This window comes from Enterobacter asburiae (assembly GCA_011754535.1).
GTDB classification, from domain to species: domain Bacteria; phylum Pseudomonadota; class Gammaproteobacteria; order Enterobacterales; family Enterobacteriaceae; genus Enterobacter; species Enterobacter cloacae_N.
The window spans coordinates 4,460,843-4,480,796 of sequence record JAAQVN010000001.1 but is presented as its reverse complement, the minus strand read 5'-3'; the positions used below and the strand labels follow the sequence as shown (position 1 = coordinate 4,480,796).

13 protein-coding genes are annotated in these 19,954 nt (G+C 57.8%); 8 read left to right on the top strand and 5 right to left on the bottom strand.

All coding sequences use genetic code 11. The features are described from left to right. Window position 1 precedes the first annotated feature (1 nt). The 3 genes from glgC to glgP are packed head-to-tail and all read left to right on the top strand — an operon-like array spanning window position 2 to window position 5,196. Entirely contained in the window at window positions 2–1,297 is a 1,296-nt protein-coding gene (gene glgC, locus HBM95_21310) for a glucose-1-phosphate adenylyltransferase (protein NIH45445.1), read from the top strand. Then, window positions 1,297–2,730, top strand: a complete 1,434-nt coding sequence (gene glgA / locus HBM95_21305) for a glycogen synthase GlgA (protein NIH45444.1) — start codon at window positions 1,297–1,299, stop codon at window positions 2,728–2,730. The genes glgC and glgA overlap by 1 nt, the downstream gene beginning before the upstream one ends. 18 nt (window positions 2,731–2,748) lie before the next feature. Further along, window positions 2,749–5,196: a glycogen phosphorylase gene (glgP, locus tag HBM95_21300; protein ID NIH45443.1), complete on the top strand. Its 2,448-nt coding sequence runs from the start codon at window positions 2,749–2,751 to the stop codon at window positions 5,194–5,196. A gap of 95 nt (window positions 5,197–5,291) precedes the next feature. Here the strand turns inward: glgP and glpD are convergent, their stop codons facing one another. After that, complete coding sequence (glpD, locus tag HBM95_21295; GenBank protein NIH45442.1) at window positions 5,292–6,800, bottom strand: glycerol-3-phosphate dehydrogenase; 1,509 nt, start codon at window positions 6,798–6,800, stop codon at window positions 5,292–5,294. Between the two features lie 286 nt (window positions 6,801–7,086). Here glpD and glpE point away from each other — a divergent pair, with 286 nt between their 5' ends. Genes glpE through HBM95_21280 form a run of 3 tightly spaced genes read left to right on the top strand, consistent with a single transcriptional unit; the run spans window position 7,087 to window position 9,072 of the window. Next, window positions 7,087–7,419 (top strand): thiosulfate sulfurtransferase GlpE, encoded by a 333-nt coding sequence (glpE, locus tag HBM95_21290; GenBank protein ID NIH45441.1) that lies wholly within the window; start codon window positions 7,087–7,089, stop codon window positions 7,417–7,419. Between the two features lie 47 nt (window positions 7,420–7,466). Continuing rightward, window positions 7,467–8,297: a rhomboid family intramembrane serine protease GlpG gene (gene glpG / locus HBM95_21285; protein NIH45440.1), complete on the top strand. Its 831-nt coding sequence runs from the start codon at window positions 7,467–7,469 to the stop codon at window positions 8,295–8,297. Window positions 8,298–8,313: 16 nt separating this feature from the next. Beyond that, window positions 8,314–9,072 (top strand): DeoR/GlpR family transcriptional regulator, encoded by a 759-nt coding sequence (locus HBM95_21280; GenBank protein ID NIH45439.1) that lies wholly within the window; start codon window positions 8,314–8,316, stop codon window positions 9,070–9,072. 62 nt (window positions 9,073–9,134) lie between these two features. Here HBM95_21280 and malT read toward each other — a convergent pair whose 3' ends face one another. Further along, window positions 9,135–11,840: an HTH-type transcriptional regulator MalT gene (gene malT / locus HBM95_21275; GenBank protein ID NIH45438.1), complete on the bottom strand. Its 2,706-nt coding sequence runs from the start codon at window positions 11,838–11,840 to the stop codon at window positions 9,135–9,137. Window positions 11,841–12,425: 585 nt separating this feature from the next. Here malT and malP point away from each other — a divergent pair. Both malP and malQ read left to right on the top strand, forming a co-directional pair. After that, window positions 12,426–14,819 (top strand): maltodextrin phosphorylase, encoded by a 2,394-nt coding sequence (malP, locus tag HBM95_21270; protein NIH45437.1) that lies wholly within the window; start codon window positions 12,426–12,428, stop codon window positions 14,817–14,819. Window positions 14,820–14,828: 9 nt separating this feature from the next. After that, a complete protein-coding gene (malQ, locus tag HBM95_21265) occupies window positions 14,829–16,910 on the top strand; it encodes a 4-alpha-glucanotransferase (protein NIH45436.1) in 2,082 nt (693 codons plus the stop codon). Window positions 16,911–16,996: 86 nt separating this feature from the next. On the opposite strand, the gene gntT is transcribed toward malQ, so the two are convergent. The 3 genes from gntT to gntX all read right to left on the bottom strand — a co-directional run bounded on the left by gntT (window position 16,997) and on the right by gntX (window position 19,941). Further along, window positions 16,997–18,313 carry a gluconate transporter gene (gene gntT, locus HBM95_21260; protein NIH45435.1) on the bottom strand — a complete coding sequence of 439 codons (1,317 nt, stop codon included), beginning with the start codon at window positions 18,311–18,313 and terminating at the stop codon, window positions 16,997–16,999. A 307-nt stretch (window positions 18,314–18,620) separates the two neighbouring features. Continuing rightward, on the bottom strand, window positions 18,621–19,196 hold the full coding sequence (nfuA, locus tag HBM95_21255) for a Fe-S biogenesis protein NfuA (protein ID NIH45434.1): 576 nt from the start codon (window positions 19,194–19,196) through the stop codon (window positions 18,621–18,623). Window positions 19,197–19,257: 61 nt separating this feature from the next. Further along, entirely contained in the window at window positions 19,258–19,941 is a 684-nt protein-coding gene (gene gntX, locus HBM95_21250) for a DNA utilization protein GntX (protein ID NIH45433.1), read from the bottom strand. Window positions 19,942–19,954: the final 13 nt, after the last annotated feature.

The following is a 19,954-nucleotide window of genomic DNA, read 5'->3' as shown; positions in this document are numbered from 1 at the left end:
CATGGTTAGATTAGAGAAGAACGATCCCTTAATGTTGGCACGCCAGCTACCCTTAAAAACGGTTGCCCTGATACTCGCGGGCGGGCGTGGTACCCGTCTGAAAGATTTGACCATCAAGCGTGCCAAGCCGGCCGTTCACTTTGGTGGTAAGTTTCGCATCATTGACTTTGCGCTCTCCAACTGCCTGAACTCGGGCATTCGCCGCATTGGCGTCATTACGCAGTATCAGTCGCACACCCTGGTGCAGCACATCCAGCGCGGCTGGTCATTCTTCAGCGAAGAGATGAACGAGTTTGTCGATCTGCTCCCGGCGCAGCAGCGCGTTCACGGCGAAAACTGGTACCGCGGCACGGCGGATGCCGTGACCCAAAACCTCGACATCATTCGTCGCTACAGCGCGGAATACATCGTGATCCTCGCCGGGGACCACATCTACAAGCAAGACTACTCGCATATGCTGATCGACCACGTCGAAAAAGGGGCTCGATGCACCGTGGCGTGTCTGCCGGTGCCCGTTGCCGAGGCGACGGCGTTTGGCGTGATGCACGTGGATGCGGACGATAAGATTATCGACTTCGTCGAAAAACCGGCGAACCCGCCCACCATGCCGGGGGATGACACCAAATCGCTCGCCAGCATGGGGATCTATGTCTTTGATGCGGATTATCTTTATGAGCTGCTGGAAGAAGACGACAAAGACGAAAACTCCAGCCACGACTTCGGCAAAGACATCATCCCTAAAATAACCAAAGCTGGCATGGCCTATGCACATCCTTTCCCATTGTCCTGCGTACAGTCCGACCCGAATGCGGAGCCTTACTGGCGCGATGTGGGAACGCTGGAAGCGTACTGGAAAGCCAACCTGGACCTGGCGTCCGTGACGCCCGAGCTGGATATGTACGACCAGAACTGGCCGATTCGTACCCATATGGAATCCCTGCCGCCTGCGAAATTTGTTCAGGACCGCTCCGGCAGCCACGGCATGACGCTGAACTCGCTGGTCTCCGGCGGGTGCATTATCTCCGGTTCGGTGGTGGTGCAGTCGGTGTTGTTCCCCCGCGTGCGTATAAACTCATTCTGTAATATCGATTCGGCAGTCCTGCTGCCGGATGTCTGGGTAGGGCGTTCGTGTCGTCTGCGTCGCTGCGTGATCGACCGGGCCTGCGTCATTCCTGAGGGAATGGTGATTGGTGAAAACGCGGAAGAAGACGCGCGTCGCTTCTACCGTTCTGAAGAGGGGATCGTGTTAGTCACACGGGAAATGTTGCGGAAGCTGCAGATCAAACAGGAGCGATGATGCAGGTTTTACACGTATGTTCTGAGATGTTCCCGTTGTTAAAAACGGGCGGTCTGGCAGATGTTCTGGGTGCATTACCCGCGGCGCAGATCGCCGGAGGGGTGGATACCCGAGTCCTGCTGCCCGCCTTCCCGGATATCCGGCGCGGCATACCTGATGCAAAGGTCGTGACCCGCCGTGAAACGTTTGCCGGACGCATCACCCTGCTGTTTGGGCATTACAACGGCGTAGGGATCTACCTGATCGACGCACCGCACCTGTACGACCGACCGGGCAGCCCGTATCACGATACGAACCTGTTCGCTTATACCGACAACGTGCTGCGCTTTGCGCTGCTCGGCTGGGTGGGGGCGGAGATGGCCGTCGGGCTGGATCCGTTCTGGCGTCCGGATGTAGTGCATGCGCATGACTGGCACGCCGGGCTGGCGCCTGCATATCTGGCGGCAAAAGGGCATCCGGCAAAATCGGTGTTTACGGTACACAACCTGGCGTATCAGGGCATGTACTACGCCCATCATATGAATGACATCGATCTGCCATGGTCGTTCTTTAACATGCACGGTCTGGAGTTCAACGGGCAAATTTCGTTCCTGAAGGCCGGGCTGTACTACGCCGATCACATTACGGCGGTGAGCCCCACCTACGCGCGTGAAATCACCCAGCCGGAGTTTGGCTACGGTCTGGAAGGGCTGCTGCAGCAGCGCCATCGCGAAGGCCGCCTGTCGGGCATTCTGAACGGCGTGGATGAACAGATCTGGAGCCCGGAAACCGATCTCCTTTTGGCGGCGCGCTATGGCCGCGACTCGGTGGAAGACAAAGCCGAAAACAAACGCCAGCTGCAGATTGCGATGGGGCTGAAGGTCAACGACAAGGTGCCGCTGTTTGCGGTGGTCAGCCGCCTGACCAGCCAGAAAGGGCTGGATCTGGTGCTGGAAGCGCTGCCCGGTTTACTGGAGCAGGGCGGACAGCTGGCGCTGCTCGGCGCGGGCGATCCGGTGCTGCAGGAGGGTTTCCTCGCCGCCGCTGCGGAACATCCGGGGCAGGTGGGCGTGCAGATTGGCTATCACGAAGCGTTTTCGCACCGAATCATGGGCGGCGCGGACGTGATTCTGGTGCCGAGCCGTTTCGAACCCTGCGGCCTGACGCAGCTCTACGGCCTGAAATACGGCACGCTGCCGCTGGTGCGCCGCACGGGCGGGCTGGCGGATACGGTGTCGGATAGCTCTCTGGAAAACCTGGCGGACGGTATTGCCAGCGGGTTTGTCTTTGAAGACAGTAATGCCTGGTCGCTGCTTCGGGCGATTCGGCGTGCTTTCGTCTTGTGGTCCCGTCCATCCCTTTGGCGTTACGTACAGCGTCAGGCGATGTCCATGGACTTTAGCTGGCACGTTGCGGCGCAGTCGTACCGCGATCTCTATCAACGCTTGATGTAACGAGGCGAAGTTACTGATATGAACGCTCCATTTAGCTACTCTTCACCCACGCTCAGCGTTGAGGCGTTAAAGCACTCCATCGCCTACAAGCTGATGTTCACCATCGGGAAAGACCCGGTCATTGCCAACAAGCACGAGTGGCTGAACGCCACGCTGTTTGCGGTGCGTGACCGCATGGTCGAACGCTGGCTGCGCTCAAACCGCGCTCAGCTTTCGCAGGAGACGCGGCAGGTTTATTACCTGTCGATGGAATTTTTGATTGGCCGCACCCTCTCTAACGCGCTGCTGTCGCTCGGTATCTACGACGACGTCAAAACCGCGCTGGAAGAGATGGGGCTGGATTTAGAAGAGCTGATTGACGAAGAGAACGACCCGGGGCTGGGCAACGGGGGGCTGGGGCGTCTCGCCGCCTGCTTCCTCGACTCGCTGGCGACGCTGGCGCTGCCGGGCCGCGGCTACGGTATTCGCTATGACTACGGCATGTTCAAACAGAACATCGTCGATGGTCGTCAGAAAGAGTCCCCTGACTACTGGCTGGAGTACGGCAACCCGTGGGAGTTCAAACGCCACAACACGCGCTACAAAGTGCGCTTTGGCGGGCGTATCCAGCAGGAAGGGAAAAAGTCCCGCTGGGTAGAAACTGAAGAGATCCTCGCCGTGGCCTATGATCAGATCATCCCCGGCTACGACACTGACGCCACCAACACGCTGCGCCTGTGGAACGCCCAGGCCAGCAGCGAGATCAACCTCGGTAAATTTAACCAGGGCGACTACTTTGCGGCGGTGGAAGATAAAAACCACTCTGAGAACGTCTCCCGCGTCCTGTACCCGGATGACTCCACCTATTCCGGCCGCGAGCTGCGCCTGCGTCAGGAGTATTTCCTCGTCTCCGCGACGATTCAGGACATCCTCAGTCGCCACCATCAGCTGCACAAAACCTACGCCAACCTGGCGGAGAAAACGGCGATTCACCTTAACGACACCCACCCGGTGCTCTCCATTCCTGAACTGATGCGCCTGCTGATCGACGAGCATAAGTTCAGCTGGGACGACGCGTTTGAGGTGACGTGTCAGGTGTTCTCCTACACCAACCACACGCTGATGAGCGAAGCGCTGGAGACGTGGCCGGTGGATATGCTCGGCAAAATCCTGCCGCGCCATCTGCAGATTATCTTTGAGATCAACGACTATTTCCTCAAGACACTGCAGGAGCAGTATCCGAACGATACCGGCCTGCTGAGCCGAGCCTCGATTATTGATGAATCCAACGGCCGTCGCGTGCGTATGGCCTGGCTGGCGGTGGTGATCAGCCACAAGGTGAACGGGGTGTCTGAGCTCCACTCAAACCTGATGGTGCAGTCGCTGTTCGCCGACTTCGCGAAGATCTTCCCGACGCGCTTCTGCAATGTCACCAACGGCGTCACGCCGCGCCGCTGGCTGGCGCTGGCGAACCAGCCGCTGTCCGACGTGCTGGATGAGAATATCGGCCGCACCTGGCGTACCGATTTGAGCCAGCTGAGCGAGCTTAAGCAGCACATTGATTTCCCGACGGTGAATAAAGCCGTGCGGGAAGCTAAGCTGCGGAACAAAAAACGTCTGGCGGTCTGGCTGGCGATGCACCTCAACGTGGTGGCAAACCCGAAAGCGCTGTTCGACGTGCAGATCAAACGCATCCACGAGTACAAGCGTCAGCTGATGAACGTGCTGCACGTGATCACCCACTACAATCGCATTAAGGCCGATCCAACCGCCGAGTGGGTGCCGCGCGTGAAGATCTTCGCCGGTAAGGCGGCTTCCGCCTACTACATGGCGAAGCACATCATTCACCTCATCAACGACGTGGCGAAGGTGGTGAACCAGGATCCGGATATTGGCGACAAGCTGAAGGTGGTGTTCATCCCGAACTACAGCGTCAGCCTGGCGCAGCTGATCATCCCGGCGGCGGATCTCTCTGAGCAGATTTCCACGGCGGGCACGGAAGCGTCCGGCACCAGTAACATGAAGTTTGCCCTTAACGGAGCGCTGACCATCGGCACCCTGGACGGGGCGAACGTCGAAATGCTGGAGCACGTCGGGGAAGAGAATATCTTCATCTTCGGTAACACCACGGAAGAGGTGGAGGCGCTGCGCAGGAAAGGTTACTCGCCGCGTGAGTTCTATGAAGGGGATGAAGAGCTACGTCAGGTTCTGACGCAGATTGCGACCGGCGTGTTCAGCCCCGACGAGCCGGGCCGTTATCGCGATCTGGTGGATTCGCTGATTAACTTTGGCGACCACTACCAGGTGCTGGCGGATTATCGCAGCTACGTGGACTGCCAGGATAAGGTGGATGAGCTATACCGCCAGCAGGAGAAATGGACCAGCGCGGCGATGCATAACATCGCCAACATGGGGTATTTCTCTTCTGACAGGACCATCAAGGAGTATGCCGAGACGATCTGGCATATTGATCCGGTGAGGTTGTAAAAGCAAAACGGCAACCTCGGTTGCCGTTGTTAGTGTTTGTTCCCTCTCCCTGTGGGAGAGGGTCAGGGTGAGGGCATCAGCCCGCACCGATCGCATCAAGACGCCAGCGAAAGCTCACGCTTTCCCGCATTTTGCAGTAACCACTGCGCCACGCGAGACTGCTGCTCGGCGTTCAGCCACATCCCTTCTTTAGTACGACGCCAGATGGCATCGTCCAGGCGGCGAACCCATTCGTGCTCGACCAGGTAGCGCAGCTCGGCTTCATACAGCTCGTGGCCGAAATGCTCGCCCAGATCCGCAATCTCTTTTGCCTCTCCCAGGAACAGCTCGGTATTGCTGCCGTAGGTGCGGGCATAGTGGCGCGCCATCCCTTCGGTAATGAACGGGAAGCGACGGCGCAGCTTCGCGGCGTAATCGTCGCGGTTTCCGCCGATATCTCCACCGGGCAGTACCGCCTCTTTGGTCCACGCCGGGCCAATGCCCTTGTAGTACGGCGCCAGTTTTTCCAGCGCGTGCTCGGCCAGCTTGCGGTAGGTGGTGAGCTTGCCGCCAAACACCGACAGCAGCGGTGCCTGACCGTCTACGTCGTGGATATCGAGCGTATAGTCGCGGGTGATGGCCTGCGGTGAGTCAGACTCATCATCGCACAGCGGACGCACGCCGGAGTAGGTCCAGACCACGTCATCCCGTGACAGCTGTTTCTTAAAGTGTGCGTTATACACTTTGAGCAGGTAGTTCACTTCGCTCTCGTCGATCTCGACGTTTTTCGGATCGCCTTTGTACTCCACGTCGGTGGTGCCGATGATGGAGAACTCGTCCATCCACGGGATCACAAACACGATGCGCTTGTCTTCGTTTTGCAGAATGTACGCCTGCTTCTGGGTATGCACGCGCGGCACCACAATGTGGCTGCCCTTGATCAGGCGAATGCCGTACGGTGAAGGCAGGTGCATTCCGTCGTCGAAGAACTGCTTCACCCACGGGCCGGTGGCGTTCACCAGGCCGCGCGCTTTCCAGCTGAATTTCTCGCCGGTATCAATGTCTTCTGCTTCCACAATCCACAGGCCGTTTTCGCGGCGTGCGGCGGTCGCGCGGGTCCGGGTTTTCACCTCGCCGCCTTTCTTCTCGACCATCTGCGCATTCGCCAGCACCAGACGCGCATCGTCCACCCAACAGTCGGAATATTCGAAACCGCGCACGATTTCCGGCTTAAGGACCGATTCTGAGCCAAAACGCAAACCGTTCGAACCCGGCAGGCTGGTGCGTTTGCCCAGATGATCGTACATAAACAGGCCGATGCGGATCATCCACGCCGGACGCAGGTGCGGGCGATGGGGCAGGCGGAAGCGCATCGGGATCGCCAGATGCGGGGCCATTTTCAGCAGCACTTCACGTTCGGCCAGCGCTTCGCTGACCAGGCGGAATTCGTAGTGTTCCAGGTAGCGCAGGCCACCGTGGATCAGCTTGGAGCTGGCGGACGACGTCGCGCAGGCGAGGTCGTTAGCTTCCAGCATCAGCACGGATAAACCGCGTCCTGCGGCATCAACCGCAATACCGGCACCGTTGATGCCACCGCCTATCACAATCAGATCTTTGGTTTCCATAACACCCTCATGCACTTTCGTTAAAGCTCAAAAATGTTCGATATCGCTCATAATAGCAAAGGAACGCGCTTTTGGTAACATCAAAAAAACAATTTAGAGTGATATGGATAACATAATGGCGTTTACCCGCCGCCAGGACGTACACTACGGGGTAAAATAGTGCGGTCTGATGCCCTCACCCCAGCCCTCTCCCACGGGGAGAGGGTGATCCGTTTCCCTCTCCCTCCGGGAGAGGGTAGGGTGAGGGGAAAAACGCACCACACCTGAATAAGCGAAAGAGAACACCATGGATCAGTTTGAATGTATTAACGTAGAAGAAGCCCACCAGAAGATGCACCAGGGAAAAGCGGTGCTGGTGGACATCCGCGATCCGCAAAGTTTTGCGATGGGCCACACGCCGGGCGCGTTCCATCTCACCAACGACACGCTGGGCGCGTTTATGCGCGATAACGACTTCGACACGCCGGTAATGGTCATGTGCTACCACGGCAACAGCAGCAAAGGCGCGGCGCAGTATCTTATTCAGCAGGGCTACGACGCGGTATACAGTGTCGATGGCGGCTTCGATGCCTGGCATCGTCATTTCCCGGCAGAAGTGGAATACGCGTTTGAGCGCTAATCCCGCTATACTGTTCCCTTTTGTGTGGAAATAAGCGACCGCTGCCCATGTTGATGATCACCTCTTTTACCAACCCGCGCGTCGCCCAGGCGTTTGTCGACTATATGGCGACGCAGGGCGTTATTCTGACCATTCAGCAACATACTCAGACCGACGTCTGGCTGGCCGACGAGAGCCAGGCAGGGCGGGTAAACGAAGAGCTGGCGCGTTTTCTTGAGAACCCTGGCGACCCGCGCTATCTGGCGGCCAGCTGGCAATCCGGCCAGACCGGCAGCGGACTGCATTACAGCCGTTTTCCCTTCCTTGCCACGATTCGCGAGCGCGCGGGCCCGTTTACGCTGCTGCTGATGGCGGCCTGTATTATCGTCTTCATTATTATGAACGTGGTGGGCGACCAGAGCGTAATGATCGCGCTGGCGTGGCCGTATGACCCATCGCTGCAGTTTGACGTCTGGCGCTACTTTACCCACGCGCTGATGCACTTCTCGGTGATGCATATCCTCTTTAACCTGCTGTGGTGGTGGTATCTCGGCGGCATCGTTGAGAAGCGGCTCGGCAGCGGTAAGCTGATTGTCATCACCGTGATTAGCGCCCTGCTGAGCGGCTACGTGCAGCATAAATTCAGCGGCCCGTGGTTCGGCGGGCTGTCGGGTGTCGTCTACGCCCTGATGGGCTACGTCTGGCTTCGCGGGGAGCGCGACCCGGAAAGCGGCATCTATTTACAACGCGGATTAATAGCCTTTGCGTTAATATGGCTAATTGCCGGATGGTTTGATCTGTTTGGTATGTCTATCGCCAATGGTGCGCACGTCACCGGCCTGGCGGTCGGGCTGGCAATGGCGCTTGCCGACACGCTCCATGCGCGAAAACGAACATAATTCTCAGGGATAATTGATGAAACAAACACAACGTCATGACGCCATTATCGAACTGGTCAAAAAACAGGGATACGTCAGCACCGAAGAGCTGGTCGAGCAGTTTGCCGTCAGCCCGCAAACCATCCGTCGTGACCTGAACGATCTGGCCGATCAGAACCGTATTTTGCGCCACCACGGCGGGGCCGCGCTGCCGTCCAGCTCGGTCAACACCTCCTGGCACGACCGTAAAGCCACGCAGACGGCGGAAAAAGAGCGCATTGCCCGTAAAGTGGCGAGCCAGATCCCGAACGGCGCGACGCTGTTTATTGACATCGGCACCACGCCGGAAGCGGTCGCCCATGCCCTGCTGGATCATGAGAACCTGCGCGTGGTGACCAACAACCTGAACGTCGCCAACACCCTGATGCAGAAAGACGATTTTCGCATCATCCTCGCGGGCGGCGAACTGCGCAGCCGCGACGGCGGGATTATCGGCGAAGCGACGCTCGATTTTATCTCTCAGTTCCGCCTCGACTTCGGCATTCTGGGGATCAGCGGCATCGACACCGACGGCTCGTTGCTGGAATTTGATTACCACGAGGTGCGCACCAAGCGCGCGATTATTGAAAACTCGCGTCACGTGATGCTGGTGGTGGATCATTCGAAGTTTGGCCGTAACGCAATGGTGAACATGGGCAGCATCAGCATGGTGGATGCGGTCTATACCGATGTGATGCCGCCGGCGGGCGTGATGCAGGTAATTAAAGATAATAATTTGCAGTTAGAGTTGTGTTGAAAAGCCTTTCACCCTCTCCCCGTGGGAGAGGGCCGGGGTGAGGGCATCAGACCGCAGAGGATCTAAACCCCATATCCCATCATCTTCAACAGTTGCTGCGCATGCTGCACCGCATCCTGACGGTGCGCCACGCCCAGCTTCTGATACAGATTGCGAATATGCGTTTTGATGGTGGTTGCCGCCACTGCCAGCTCTCCGGCAATCTGCTCATTGCTGTAGCCTGAATAGATCAGCCCCAGCACCTGCCATTCGCGCTGGGTGAGCGGGCTGGTGCGAATAAGCTCTGGCACTTCCGGGTGGTTCAGCAGGCGTTCAACGAAGTTCTCGTCGAAATGCGCGAACTTGTGACGGTGGTGCTGATTAATCTCGCGCAGAATGCGCTGGGCGCGATGCTGATCCAGCTCCGGCAGCGTGTTGAGCTGAATCAGCTGGCGCAGCTGCTGCGCCATCACCTCACCTTCAATCACGAAGTGGCTGATAAACCCGGTGCGGTTCGCCAGCTGCAGGGCTTCCAGCAGCACGCGCTGGGCGTCGTTTTTGCGTCCCGCCTGCCAGTAAAGCTGATTAAGCAGCAGCAGATTGCGGTTCAGGTCGCTCATCAGGCGCAGGCTGCGGGCGTTTTCGTTTAACTCTTCCAGCACAATTTCGGCAGGCTCAAAGTCACCCAGCAGGATCTGCACGCGGGCGATGTTGCGCCACTGGCTTTGCAGGAAGTGGTTATTGGCAAATTCCGGTTTAGGTGTCTGACGCAGCCAGTTGGCGGCGGATTTTTTGTCCCCCGTCATCTGCCAGTAAATCACCCGCACCTTGTCGGCGTTCGATACCCAGTCGCTGTGGTACTGACCGTTGCCAAGCAGGTTTTCCAGACGGTTAAGGTGATTGCGGGCGTTATCCAGATCGCCGCGCGCCAGCGAGCACTGCACCAGCAGGGCCAGACACTGCAATTGCTGCTGCGGCTGGAAGCCAGAGAGCACGCTCACACCCTGACGGGCGCAGCTTTCTGCTTCATCCAGGCGCGACCACGCCCACAGGAGCTGAGCGCGAATACGCAACAGGAACTCGTGCATCGGCAGCTGTTCCAGGTGCTGTTCACGAATCAGCTGGAACGCTTTTTCCTGATTTTCCCAGGCCGCCTGCAGGAACCCCTGAGCGAATAAAATCTCGCTTTGCTGGATCAGGCTCCACAGCGCGTAGTGCCACACATCATGGCGGCGCGCCATCTGCTCGGTTTGCTGCATCAGCGAAAGGGAACGCGTCAGCTCACCCTTGCAGTGCAGCACTTCGCCGTGCACCGAGGTCGCCACAATCCGGCTGTAAAAATTCGCCAGCGGCAGTTCATCCAGCGCGACCATCGCCAGCCGTTCCGCTTCATCCGCATCGCCGTCGTTAATCGCGACCTGCGCCCGCAGGGCGTTAAATTCGCCATGCAGGGTGATATCCATTTCGCTTTCCATCTCCTGCTCGGCGCGCGCCAGCAGGGTATTCACTTCGCTGTAGCGGTGCTGGCTCTGCATCAGCCAGGCCTGGAGCAGCACCAGACGCGGGTTCTCCAGCAGGCTCTCCCACGGCAGGGCTTTCAACGACTCTTCCAGCAGCGTCAGCTCGCTGTGGTTAAACAGCCCCCACGCGTGGTTAAGCAAGATATCGCGCAGCATGCTGGCGTCACCGGCGGCAAGCGCGTGGTGAATGGCCTCGCTCGGGAAACCTTGCGCCATCCAGCTTTCGGCGGCGGCGCGGTGGATTTCCGGCAATTCCGTGGCAAGCTCCCACTGACAGCGCTGGCGCAGGAAGCTGCCAAACAGCGGATGGTAGCTGAACCACTCGCCGGGATCGTCCATGCGCGTCAGGAACAGGCCCTGACGTTCAATCTCTTCCAGCTGCAGCTGGCCGTTTTCACAGCCGGTAACGCGCACAATCAGCGCGTCGTTCATGGAACGCAGCAGGGAACTTTTCAGCAGGAAATTACGGGTCGATGGATCGACGCTGTTCAGCACCTCATCCACCAGGTAATCAGAAAGATGGCTGGCGTTGATGCCGGCCAGACGACGCGCAGACTGGTGCGTCGGGCTGTTGTTTTGCCGGGCAGAGAGGGCAATCAGCTGTAGCGCCGTCGCCCAGCCCGCGACGTCATCACACAGGCGGCTGCTTTCAGCGGCCTCAATCGGCGAGGTCAGGCGGCAGTCGAAGAACTGTTTCGCTTCCTGGTGGGTGAAGGCCAGCTGTTGGCTGCCCACTTCCAGAAGCTGATCGCGCACGCGCAGGTTGGCAATTCCCAGCTGCGGCAGGTTGCGTGACAGCACGACTAAGGTCAGGTTTTCCGGCTGATGACGCAGGAAGAAGCGCATCGACTCGTGGATCACCGGGTTCGTAATCAGATGATAGTCATCAATTACCACGTACAGCGGGCGATGCCATTCGGCCAGTTCGATAAATAGCTGAGAGAAAAGGGAGGACAGGCTGGCGTACTGGCGCTTTTGCACCATCGCTTCACTGGCGACGCAGTGTCCATTGGTTGCCTGTTGAATAGCGGCAATCAGATAGCTGGCAAAACGCTCTTGCTGGTTATCGCCCTCATCAAGAGAGTACCAGCCAAGATCGCTTTTACCTGCGGCCCATTGTGAAATGAGCGTTGTTTTTCCATAACCTGCAGGGCTCGTAACCAGCGCCAGTCGGAAATTATGCGCGCCGGAAAGTTTAGCCAACAGACGCTCGCGGACCACTGTATGGTCAAGACGAACCGGGCGACTTAATTTAGACGGAATCAACATAGGTTTCACTTCACTGTGGGGAACGAGAGAATTTATTTTTTTTGCGCTTCGTAATTAATAGCTATAAGGTCGGTCAGAAAGAGAACTATTGCAAGTTATGTCTGGCTTTTGTGGCTCTGAATTTGCACTCTGTCACAAAACATTCCGGCCAGTGTTGGAACTTTTTTGAAAAGGCTTTGATGCCGCGTGAATGCTGGCTTGTATGGATGTCACCCGGCCGGGCTGAAACTGGTTTCAGAAAGGTATAATGACGCCGAATTTAATAAACTTCGGGTAAAGTTGAGTGAGATTAATAATCTCCTTAGGTATGAGCCCATTGCTGAAATATTATTCTCCGTAAGCAATCATTTCCGGGCGGATTAATTTCACCCGAAACTGCATTTCATTTCTTTGACATTCTCCCCGGTTACTTTTTTAACTTCCTGGCACGCTACGGCTATGCTCTCAGAGTGGCCTCGATCACACTTTTATGCTCATCCCCGCTACTCCTCCCTGTCTAATCCCCCACGGGAGGAGGAAGAGGTGAAATGAGCCAGGCACACTAGCGCCAACTTGTGTTTTCTTTCTAAAGGATGCCGATCCCCTATGTCACAGCCTACCTTCAACAAAGCTCAATTCCAGGCTGCCCTGACGCGTCAGTGGCAGCGTTTTGGCCTTCATGCTGCAAACGAGATGACGCCTCACCAGTGGTGGCAGGCGGTGAGCGGGGCGCTCGCAGAGCAGCTGGATGCTCAGCCCGTGGCGAAGCCCGTCAAAGGCCAGCGTCACGTCAACTATATCTCGATGGAGTTCCTGATTGGCCGCCTGACCGGCAACAACCTGCTGAACCTTGGCTGGTATCAGGAGGTGGGTGATGTGCTGAAAGAGCATGACATTAACCTGACCGACCTGCTGGAAGAAGAGATTGACCCGGCGCTGGGTAACGGCGGTCTGGGTCGTCTGGCGGCCTGCTTCCTTGACTCCATGGCGACCGTCGGCCAGTCGGCGATTGGCTATGGTCTGAACTACCAGTACGGTCTGTTCCGTCAGTCGTTTGCCGACGGCCATCAGATGGAAGCGCCGGACGACTGGCACCGTAACACCTACCCGTGGTTCCGCCACAACGCGCAGCTGGATGTGCAGGTCGGCATAGGCGGGAAAGTGACGAAGCAGGGGCTCTGGGAGCCGGCGTTCACTATTACCGGTGAAGCCTGGGATCTGCCGGTGCTCGGCTACCGTAACGGTGTGGCGCAGCCGCTGCGTCTGTGGCAGGCGAAGCACGCGCATCCGTTTAACCTGACCAAATTCAACGACGGTGATTTCCTGCGCGCCGAACAGCAGGGCATTGACGCCGAGAAGCTGACGAAGGTCCTCTACCCGAACGACAATCATCTGGCGGGTAAAAAGCTGCGCCTGATGCAGCAGTACTTCCAGTGCGCCTGCTCCGTGGCGGACATTCTGCGTCGCCATCATCTGGCGGGCCGCAAGCTGGCGCAGCTGCCGGACTTCGAAGTTATCCAGCTCAACGACACGCACCCGACTATTGCCATCCCGGAACTACTGCGCGTGCTGATCGACGAGCATCAGCTGAGCTGGGACGACGCCTGGGCCATCACCAGCCGCACCTTCGCCTACACCAACCACACCCTGATGCCAGAAGCGCTCGAGTGCTGGGATGAGAAGCTGGTGAAAGCGCTGCTGCCGCGCCATATGCAGATCATCAACAAGATTAACGACCAGTTTAAAGTGCTGGTTGAGAAAACCTGGCCGGGCGACAAAGCCGTTTGGGCGAAGCTGGCGGTGGTGCACGACAAACAGGTGCGCATGGCGAACATGTGCGTAGTCAGCGGCTTTGCCGTTAACGGCGTGGCGGCGCTGCACTCCGACCTGGTGGTGAAAGATCTGTTCCCGGAATATCACCAGCTGTGGCCGACCAAATTCCACAACGTGACCAACGGCATCACGCCGCGTCGCTGGATCAAGCAGTGCAACCCGCTGCTGGCCGGCCTGCTGGACAAGACCCTGAAGAAAGAGTGGGCCAACGATCTGGACCAGCTGATCAACCTGGAAAAACAGGCCGACGACGCGAAATTCCGCGAGCAGTACCGTGCGATCAAGCTGGAGAACAAGGTTCGCCTGGCGGAGTTCGTGAAAGTGCGTATCGGGATTGAGATCAACCCGCATGCCATTTTCGACATTCAGATCAAACGTCTGCATGAGTACAAGCGCCAGCACCTGAACCTGCTGCACATTCTGGCGCTGTACAAAGAGATCCGCGAGAACCCGCAGGCCGACCGCGTGCCGCGCGTGTTCCTGTTCGGTGCGAAAGCGGCGCCGGGCTACTACCTGGCGAAAAACATTATCCTCGCTATTAATAAAGTGGCAGCGGCGATCAACAGCGATCCAAAAGTGGGCGACAAGCTGAAGGTGGTGTTCCTGCCGGACTACTGCGTCTCGGCGGCTGAAATGCTGATCCCGGCGGCGGATATCTCCGAGCAGATCTCGACCGCAGGGAAAGAAGCGTCCGGTACTGGGAACATGAAGCTGGCGCTGAACGGCGCGCTGACCGTCGGCACGCTCGACGGGGCGAACGTTGAAATCGCCGAGAAGGTCGGTGAAGAGAATATCTTTATCTTCGGCCATACCGTGGAAGAGGTGAAAGCCATCAAGGCCAAAGGCTACGATCCGGTGAAATGGCGTAAGAAAGACAAAGTGCTGGATGCGGTGCTGAAGGAACTGGAAAGCGGCAAATACAGCGACGGCGACAAGCACGCGTTTGACCAGATGCTGCACAGCATGGACAAACACGGCGGCGACCCATACCTGGTAATGGCGGACTTCACGGCCTACGTTGAAGCGCAGAAACAGGTCGACGTGCTGTACCGCGACCAGGAGGCGTGGACCCGGGCGTGCATTCTGAACACCGCGCGCTGCGGCATGTTCAGCTCTGACCGCTCAATCCGTGATTATCAGGCCCGTATCTGGCAGGCAAAACGCTAAGGAAGCGCGATGGAGAGTAAACGTCTGGACAGTGCCGCGCAGGCGGCGGGAATTAGCCTCAGTTACATCAACGCGCACGGCAAACCGCAGTCTATTGGTGCGGACACCAAAAGACGTTTGCTGGATGCGATGCACAAAACCGACGCGAAAGCGTCGGTTGCCCCGGTGCCAAACGTGAAGGTCTTTACCGCAGGCAAAAAGATGCCGCTGGCGGTGGAGGGGCTCGGCGAGTTTAGCTGGCTGCTCACCACCGAAGAGGGGCATCAGCATAAAGGCCACGCCATCGGCGGCAAAACGTTAAACCTTCCGGCGAAGCTGCCGGAGGGCTATCACAGCCTGACGCTCACCCAGGACGAACAGCGTTTTCACTGCCGGGTGATCGTCGCGCCAAAACGCTGCTATGAGCCGCAGGCGCTGCTTGAAGGCAAAAAGCTGTGGGGCGCCTGCGTGCAGCTCTATACGCTGCGTTCCGACAGCAACTGGGGCATCGGCGATTTTGGCGACCTGAAGAACATGCTGGCATCCGTGGGCGAGCGCGGTGGGGCCTTTATTGGCCTCAACCCAATTCACGCGCTCTATCCGGCGAATCCGGAAAGCGCCAGCCCGTACAGCCCGTCTTCCCGACGCTGGCTGAACGTGATTTACATCGACGTTAACGCGTTAGACGACTTCAAAAACAGCAAAGAGGCGCAGGCGTGGTGGAAGCTTGATACCACCCGGCAGATGCTGAAGCAGGCTCGCGACGCGGACTGGGTGGACTATTCCACCGTCACGGCGCTGAAAATGGTCGCGCTGCGTCTGGCGTGGAAAGGCTTTTCGCAGCGCGACGACGAGCAGATGGCGGCCTTCCGCCAGTTTGTGATGCAGGAAGGCGAAAGTCTCTACTGGCAGGCGGCATTTGATGCGCTGCACGCATATCAGGTGAAAGAGGACGAAATGCGCTGGGGCTGGCCGGTCTGGCCGGAAGCGTATCAGACCGTGGATACCCCTGAAGTCAAAGCCTTCTGTAAAAATCATGCCGATGAGGTGGACTTCTACCTGTGGCTGCAGTGGCTGGCGTACAGCCAGTTTGCTGCCTGCTGGCAGGTGAGCCAGGGCTATAAGATGCCGATCGGTCTGTATCGTGACCTGGCCGTGGGCGTGGCGGAAGGCGGCGCGGAAACCTGGTGCGACCGTGAGCTCTACTGCCTGAAGGCGTCTGTGGGCGCGCCGCCGGATATCCTCGGGCCGCTCGGGCAGAACTGGGGCCTGCCGCCGATGGATCCGCACGTGATGGCGGCGCGCGCCTACGAGCCGTTTATCGACCTGCTGCGCGCCAACATGCAGAACTGCGGGGCGCTGCGCATTGACCACGTGATGTCCGTGCTGCGCCTGTGGTGGATCCCGTACGGTGAAACGGCCGATCACGGGGCGTACGTCCAGTATCCGGTTGACGATCTGCTGTCGATCCTGGCGCTGGAGAGTAAACGTCACCAGTGCATGGTGATCGGTGAAGATCTCGGTACCGTGCCGGTGGAAATTGTCAGCAAGCTCCGCGACAGCGGCGTCTACTCCTATAAAGTGCTCTATTTTGAAAACGACCATGAGAAAACCTTCCGCGCGCCGAAAGCGTACCCTGAACAGTCAATGGCAGTCGCGACGACGCATGATCTTCCTACGCTCAGGGGCTACTGGGAAAGCGGCGACCTGACCCTCGGCAAAACGCTGGGACTGTATCCTGATGAAGAGGTTCTGCGCGGTCTGTATCAGGATCGTGAGCTGGCGAAGCAGGGGCTGCTGGATGCGCTGCATAAGCATGGCTGTCTGCCGAAGCGTGCAGGGCATAAAGCGTCGCTGATGGCGATGACCCCAACGCTCAACCGTGGCCTGCAGCGCTATATTGCCGACAGCAACAGCGCGTTGCTCGGCCTGCAGCCGGAAGACTGGATTGATATGGCGGAGCCGGTGAACGTTCCGGGCACCAGCTATCAGTACAAGAACTGGCGTCGCAAGCTGTCCACAACCCTTGAGACGATGTTTGCCGATGACGGGGTGAACAGGCTGATTAAGGATTTGGACAAGCGCAGAAGGGCGGTGGGTAAGAAGCGGTAGTTTCACCCTCACCCTAACCCTCTCTCAGAGGGAGAGGGAATAGAATGTAGGCCGGGTAAGCGTCAGCGCCACCCGGCTTTTTTACATCAGACAACCATATTCAACAGCAGCACCCCGACCAGACCACACACCGAAATAATGGTTTCCAGCGCGGACCAGGACTTGATGGTTTCACCGATCGTCAGGTTGAAGTACTCCTTGAACAGCCAGAAGCCAGGGTCGTTAACGTGAGAGAAAATCACGCTACCGGAACCGACGGCGATAACCATCAGCTCAGGGCTTACGCCCGTGGTCGCAATCAGCGGGGCAACGATACCGCCTGCGGTGATCGCCGCAACGGTCGCAGAACCCAGCGCAATACGCAGAACTGCAGCAATAGACCAGGCCATCAGGAGCGGCGACACGTTGGTTTCATGCATCATGGCAGCGATGTATTTGTCCACGCCGCTGTCGACCAGCACCTGCTTGAACGCACCGCCGCCGCCGATGATCAGGAGCATCATGGCAATGATTTTGATGGACGAGGTCAGCGTGTCGTTGATTTGATCCATTGAACGACCGCGGTTAAGACCGAAGGTGAACATCGCGATCAACACCGCAATCAGCGTTGCCATTACCGGGTCACCCAGGAATTCCGCAACGGACAGGAAAGCATGACCTTTCGGCAGGATCATCTCCGCCACGGCGCGCATCGCCATCAGGATCACCGGCACCAGAGAGGTCCAGACGCTGACGCCAAAGCCCGGCATCTCTTCTTCGGTGAAGGTTTTGGCGCTGTACAGACCTTCCGGGATAGGCTTATCAATGCCTTTCAGGAAGCGGGCATACACCGGGCCCGCCAGAATCACGGTCGGGATCGCCAGAATCGTACCGAACAGCAGGGTTTTACCCATATCGGCGTGGAAGATGGTGGCGATAGCGGTTGGACCCGGGTGTGGCGGCAGGAAGCCGTGGGTCACGGACAGGGCCGCAGCCATTGGCACACCCACAAACAGCAGCGGGATGTTCGCTGCCGCAGCGATGGTAAACACCAGCGGCAGCATCAGCACAAAGCCCACTTCATAGAACAGCGCGAAACCGACGGTAAAACCGGTTAACACCACTGCCCACTGAATGTGCTGTTTACCGAATTTGGCAATCAGGGTGGTGGCAATACGCTGCGCGCCACCGCAGTCCGCCAGCATTTTGCCGAGCATGGCACCGAAGCCCATGATCAGCGCCAGGCTGCCGAGCGTGCCGCCGACGCCGGCTTTGATAGAGCTGATAACTTTAACCAGCGGCATCCCCTGCATCAGACCGACTGCAAGTGCCACCAGAACCAGAGCGATAAATCCGTTCATTTTGAAACGGATCATCAAGAGCAGTAATAACACAACACCGATAGCAACGATGACTAATGGCATGATTTACCTGGCCTTTGAATTGTTATGGGTAACGTCATTGTTTCAACGACAAATTCCGATTGTCCCAACTGGGAACAGAGTGGTTAACGGCACTCATACTGATGCCTGCGAAACAGTTAAGTTTAGTCGGCTGTTATAAGGGTGTTGAGTGCCCACGAGAATGATACGGGTAACATATCGCGGTTGAGAATCACCCAGTGAGGCAAAATTTGAATTATGAGACGCAGGTCAACATATCGAGGTGGGAAGGCAAGGGAGGTTGGCCCGGTAAGCGTGGCGCCACCGGGCAATACGGGCGGGTACTGAATTAGTAGTAAGAGTGCTCGCCGCGCTGGTGCTCGGTCAGGTCACGCACGCCTTTCAGTTCCGGGAACTCGTTCAGCAGCTGCTTCTCGATCCCTTCTTTCAGGGTCACGTCGACCATAGAGCAACCATTACAGCCGCCGCCGAACTGCAGGATCGCCAGGCCGTCTTCCGTGATTTCCATCAGGGAAACGCGACCGCCGTGGCCAGCCAGCTGTGGGTTGATCTGGGACTGAAGCAGATACTCAACGCGCTCCATCAGCGGCGCATCGTCAGACACTTTACGCATTTTGGCGTTTGGCGCTTTCAGGGTCAGTTGAGAACCCAGCTGGTCGGTGACGAAGTCGATCTCCGCATCTTCAAGATACGGCGCGCTCAGTTCATCGACATAAGCGGTGAGCTGTTCAAATTTAAGGGCAGTGTCAGTTGCTTCCACAGCATCCGGAGGACAATAAGAGACACCACATTCTGCATTCGGAGTGCCTGGATTGATCACAAACACGCGGATCTGCGTCCCTTCTTCCTGATTTGCCAGCAGTTTGGCAAAGTGCGCTTGTGCAGAATCGGAAATACGGATCATAGCTTTGGCCTAATAGTTGACTAAATTACCTGGGTATAATCATACGCCCATTGAAGAAGGGCTACAAGGTACGGCACAGACACCATACCTGAACCGACGCGGCGCCGCTTTGCAAAAGCAGTCGGGAAAGTTCAGCAACGGTACTGCCTGTGGTGACGACGTCATCCACGATGGCGATATGGAGGCCTTTGACCGGCAATTCAAGGCGAAAGGCGTTTTTCAGGTTCCTTTTGCGAAGCCGGGCGTTGAGCTGATGCTGGATAGCGGTGGCATGTACGCGGGTAAGCGCGCAGGCATCATAGCGACAGCCTAGCCACCGGGCGAGCGGGCGGCAGAGCAGGTCGCTTTGATTATAGCCGCGCCGCCAGTGCCGACGTTGGTATAAGGGGACATTCACCACCCTATCGATTTTCGGCAGAGCGCGGGTTCTTCGCGCCTGTAAAACCGCCAGCAATAGCAGGCGGGCAAGGGGCTGCGCCAGCGAACTCTGGCCGGAAAACTTCAGGGCGTGAATAAGCCCGCTCAGCGGTGGGACATAATCATCCACGGCTACCAGCGCGCTCCACGGCGGGGATTTTTTCAGGCAGCGGCCGCAGGGCAAATAGCGGTTAGCCGCCGGTAAACCACATTGCGGGCAGGTTGTGATACGCCTTGCCAGCGAGCGCGTGCAGACGGAACAGACGCCCCACGCGCTGAGGGCAAGCGGCATTTTGCATAGCCAGCACAAGCCAGGCACTGTTAGCATGTGCAACCTCCAT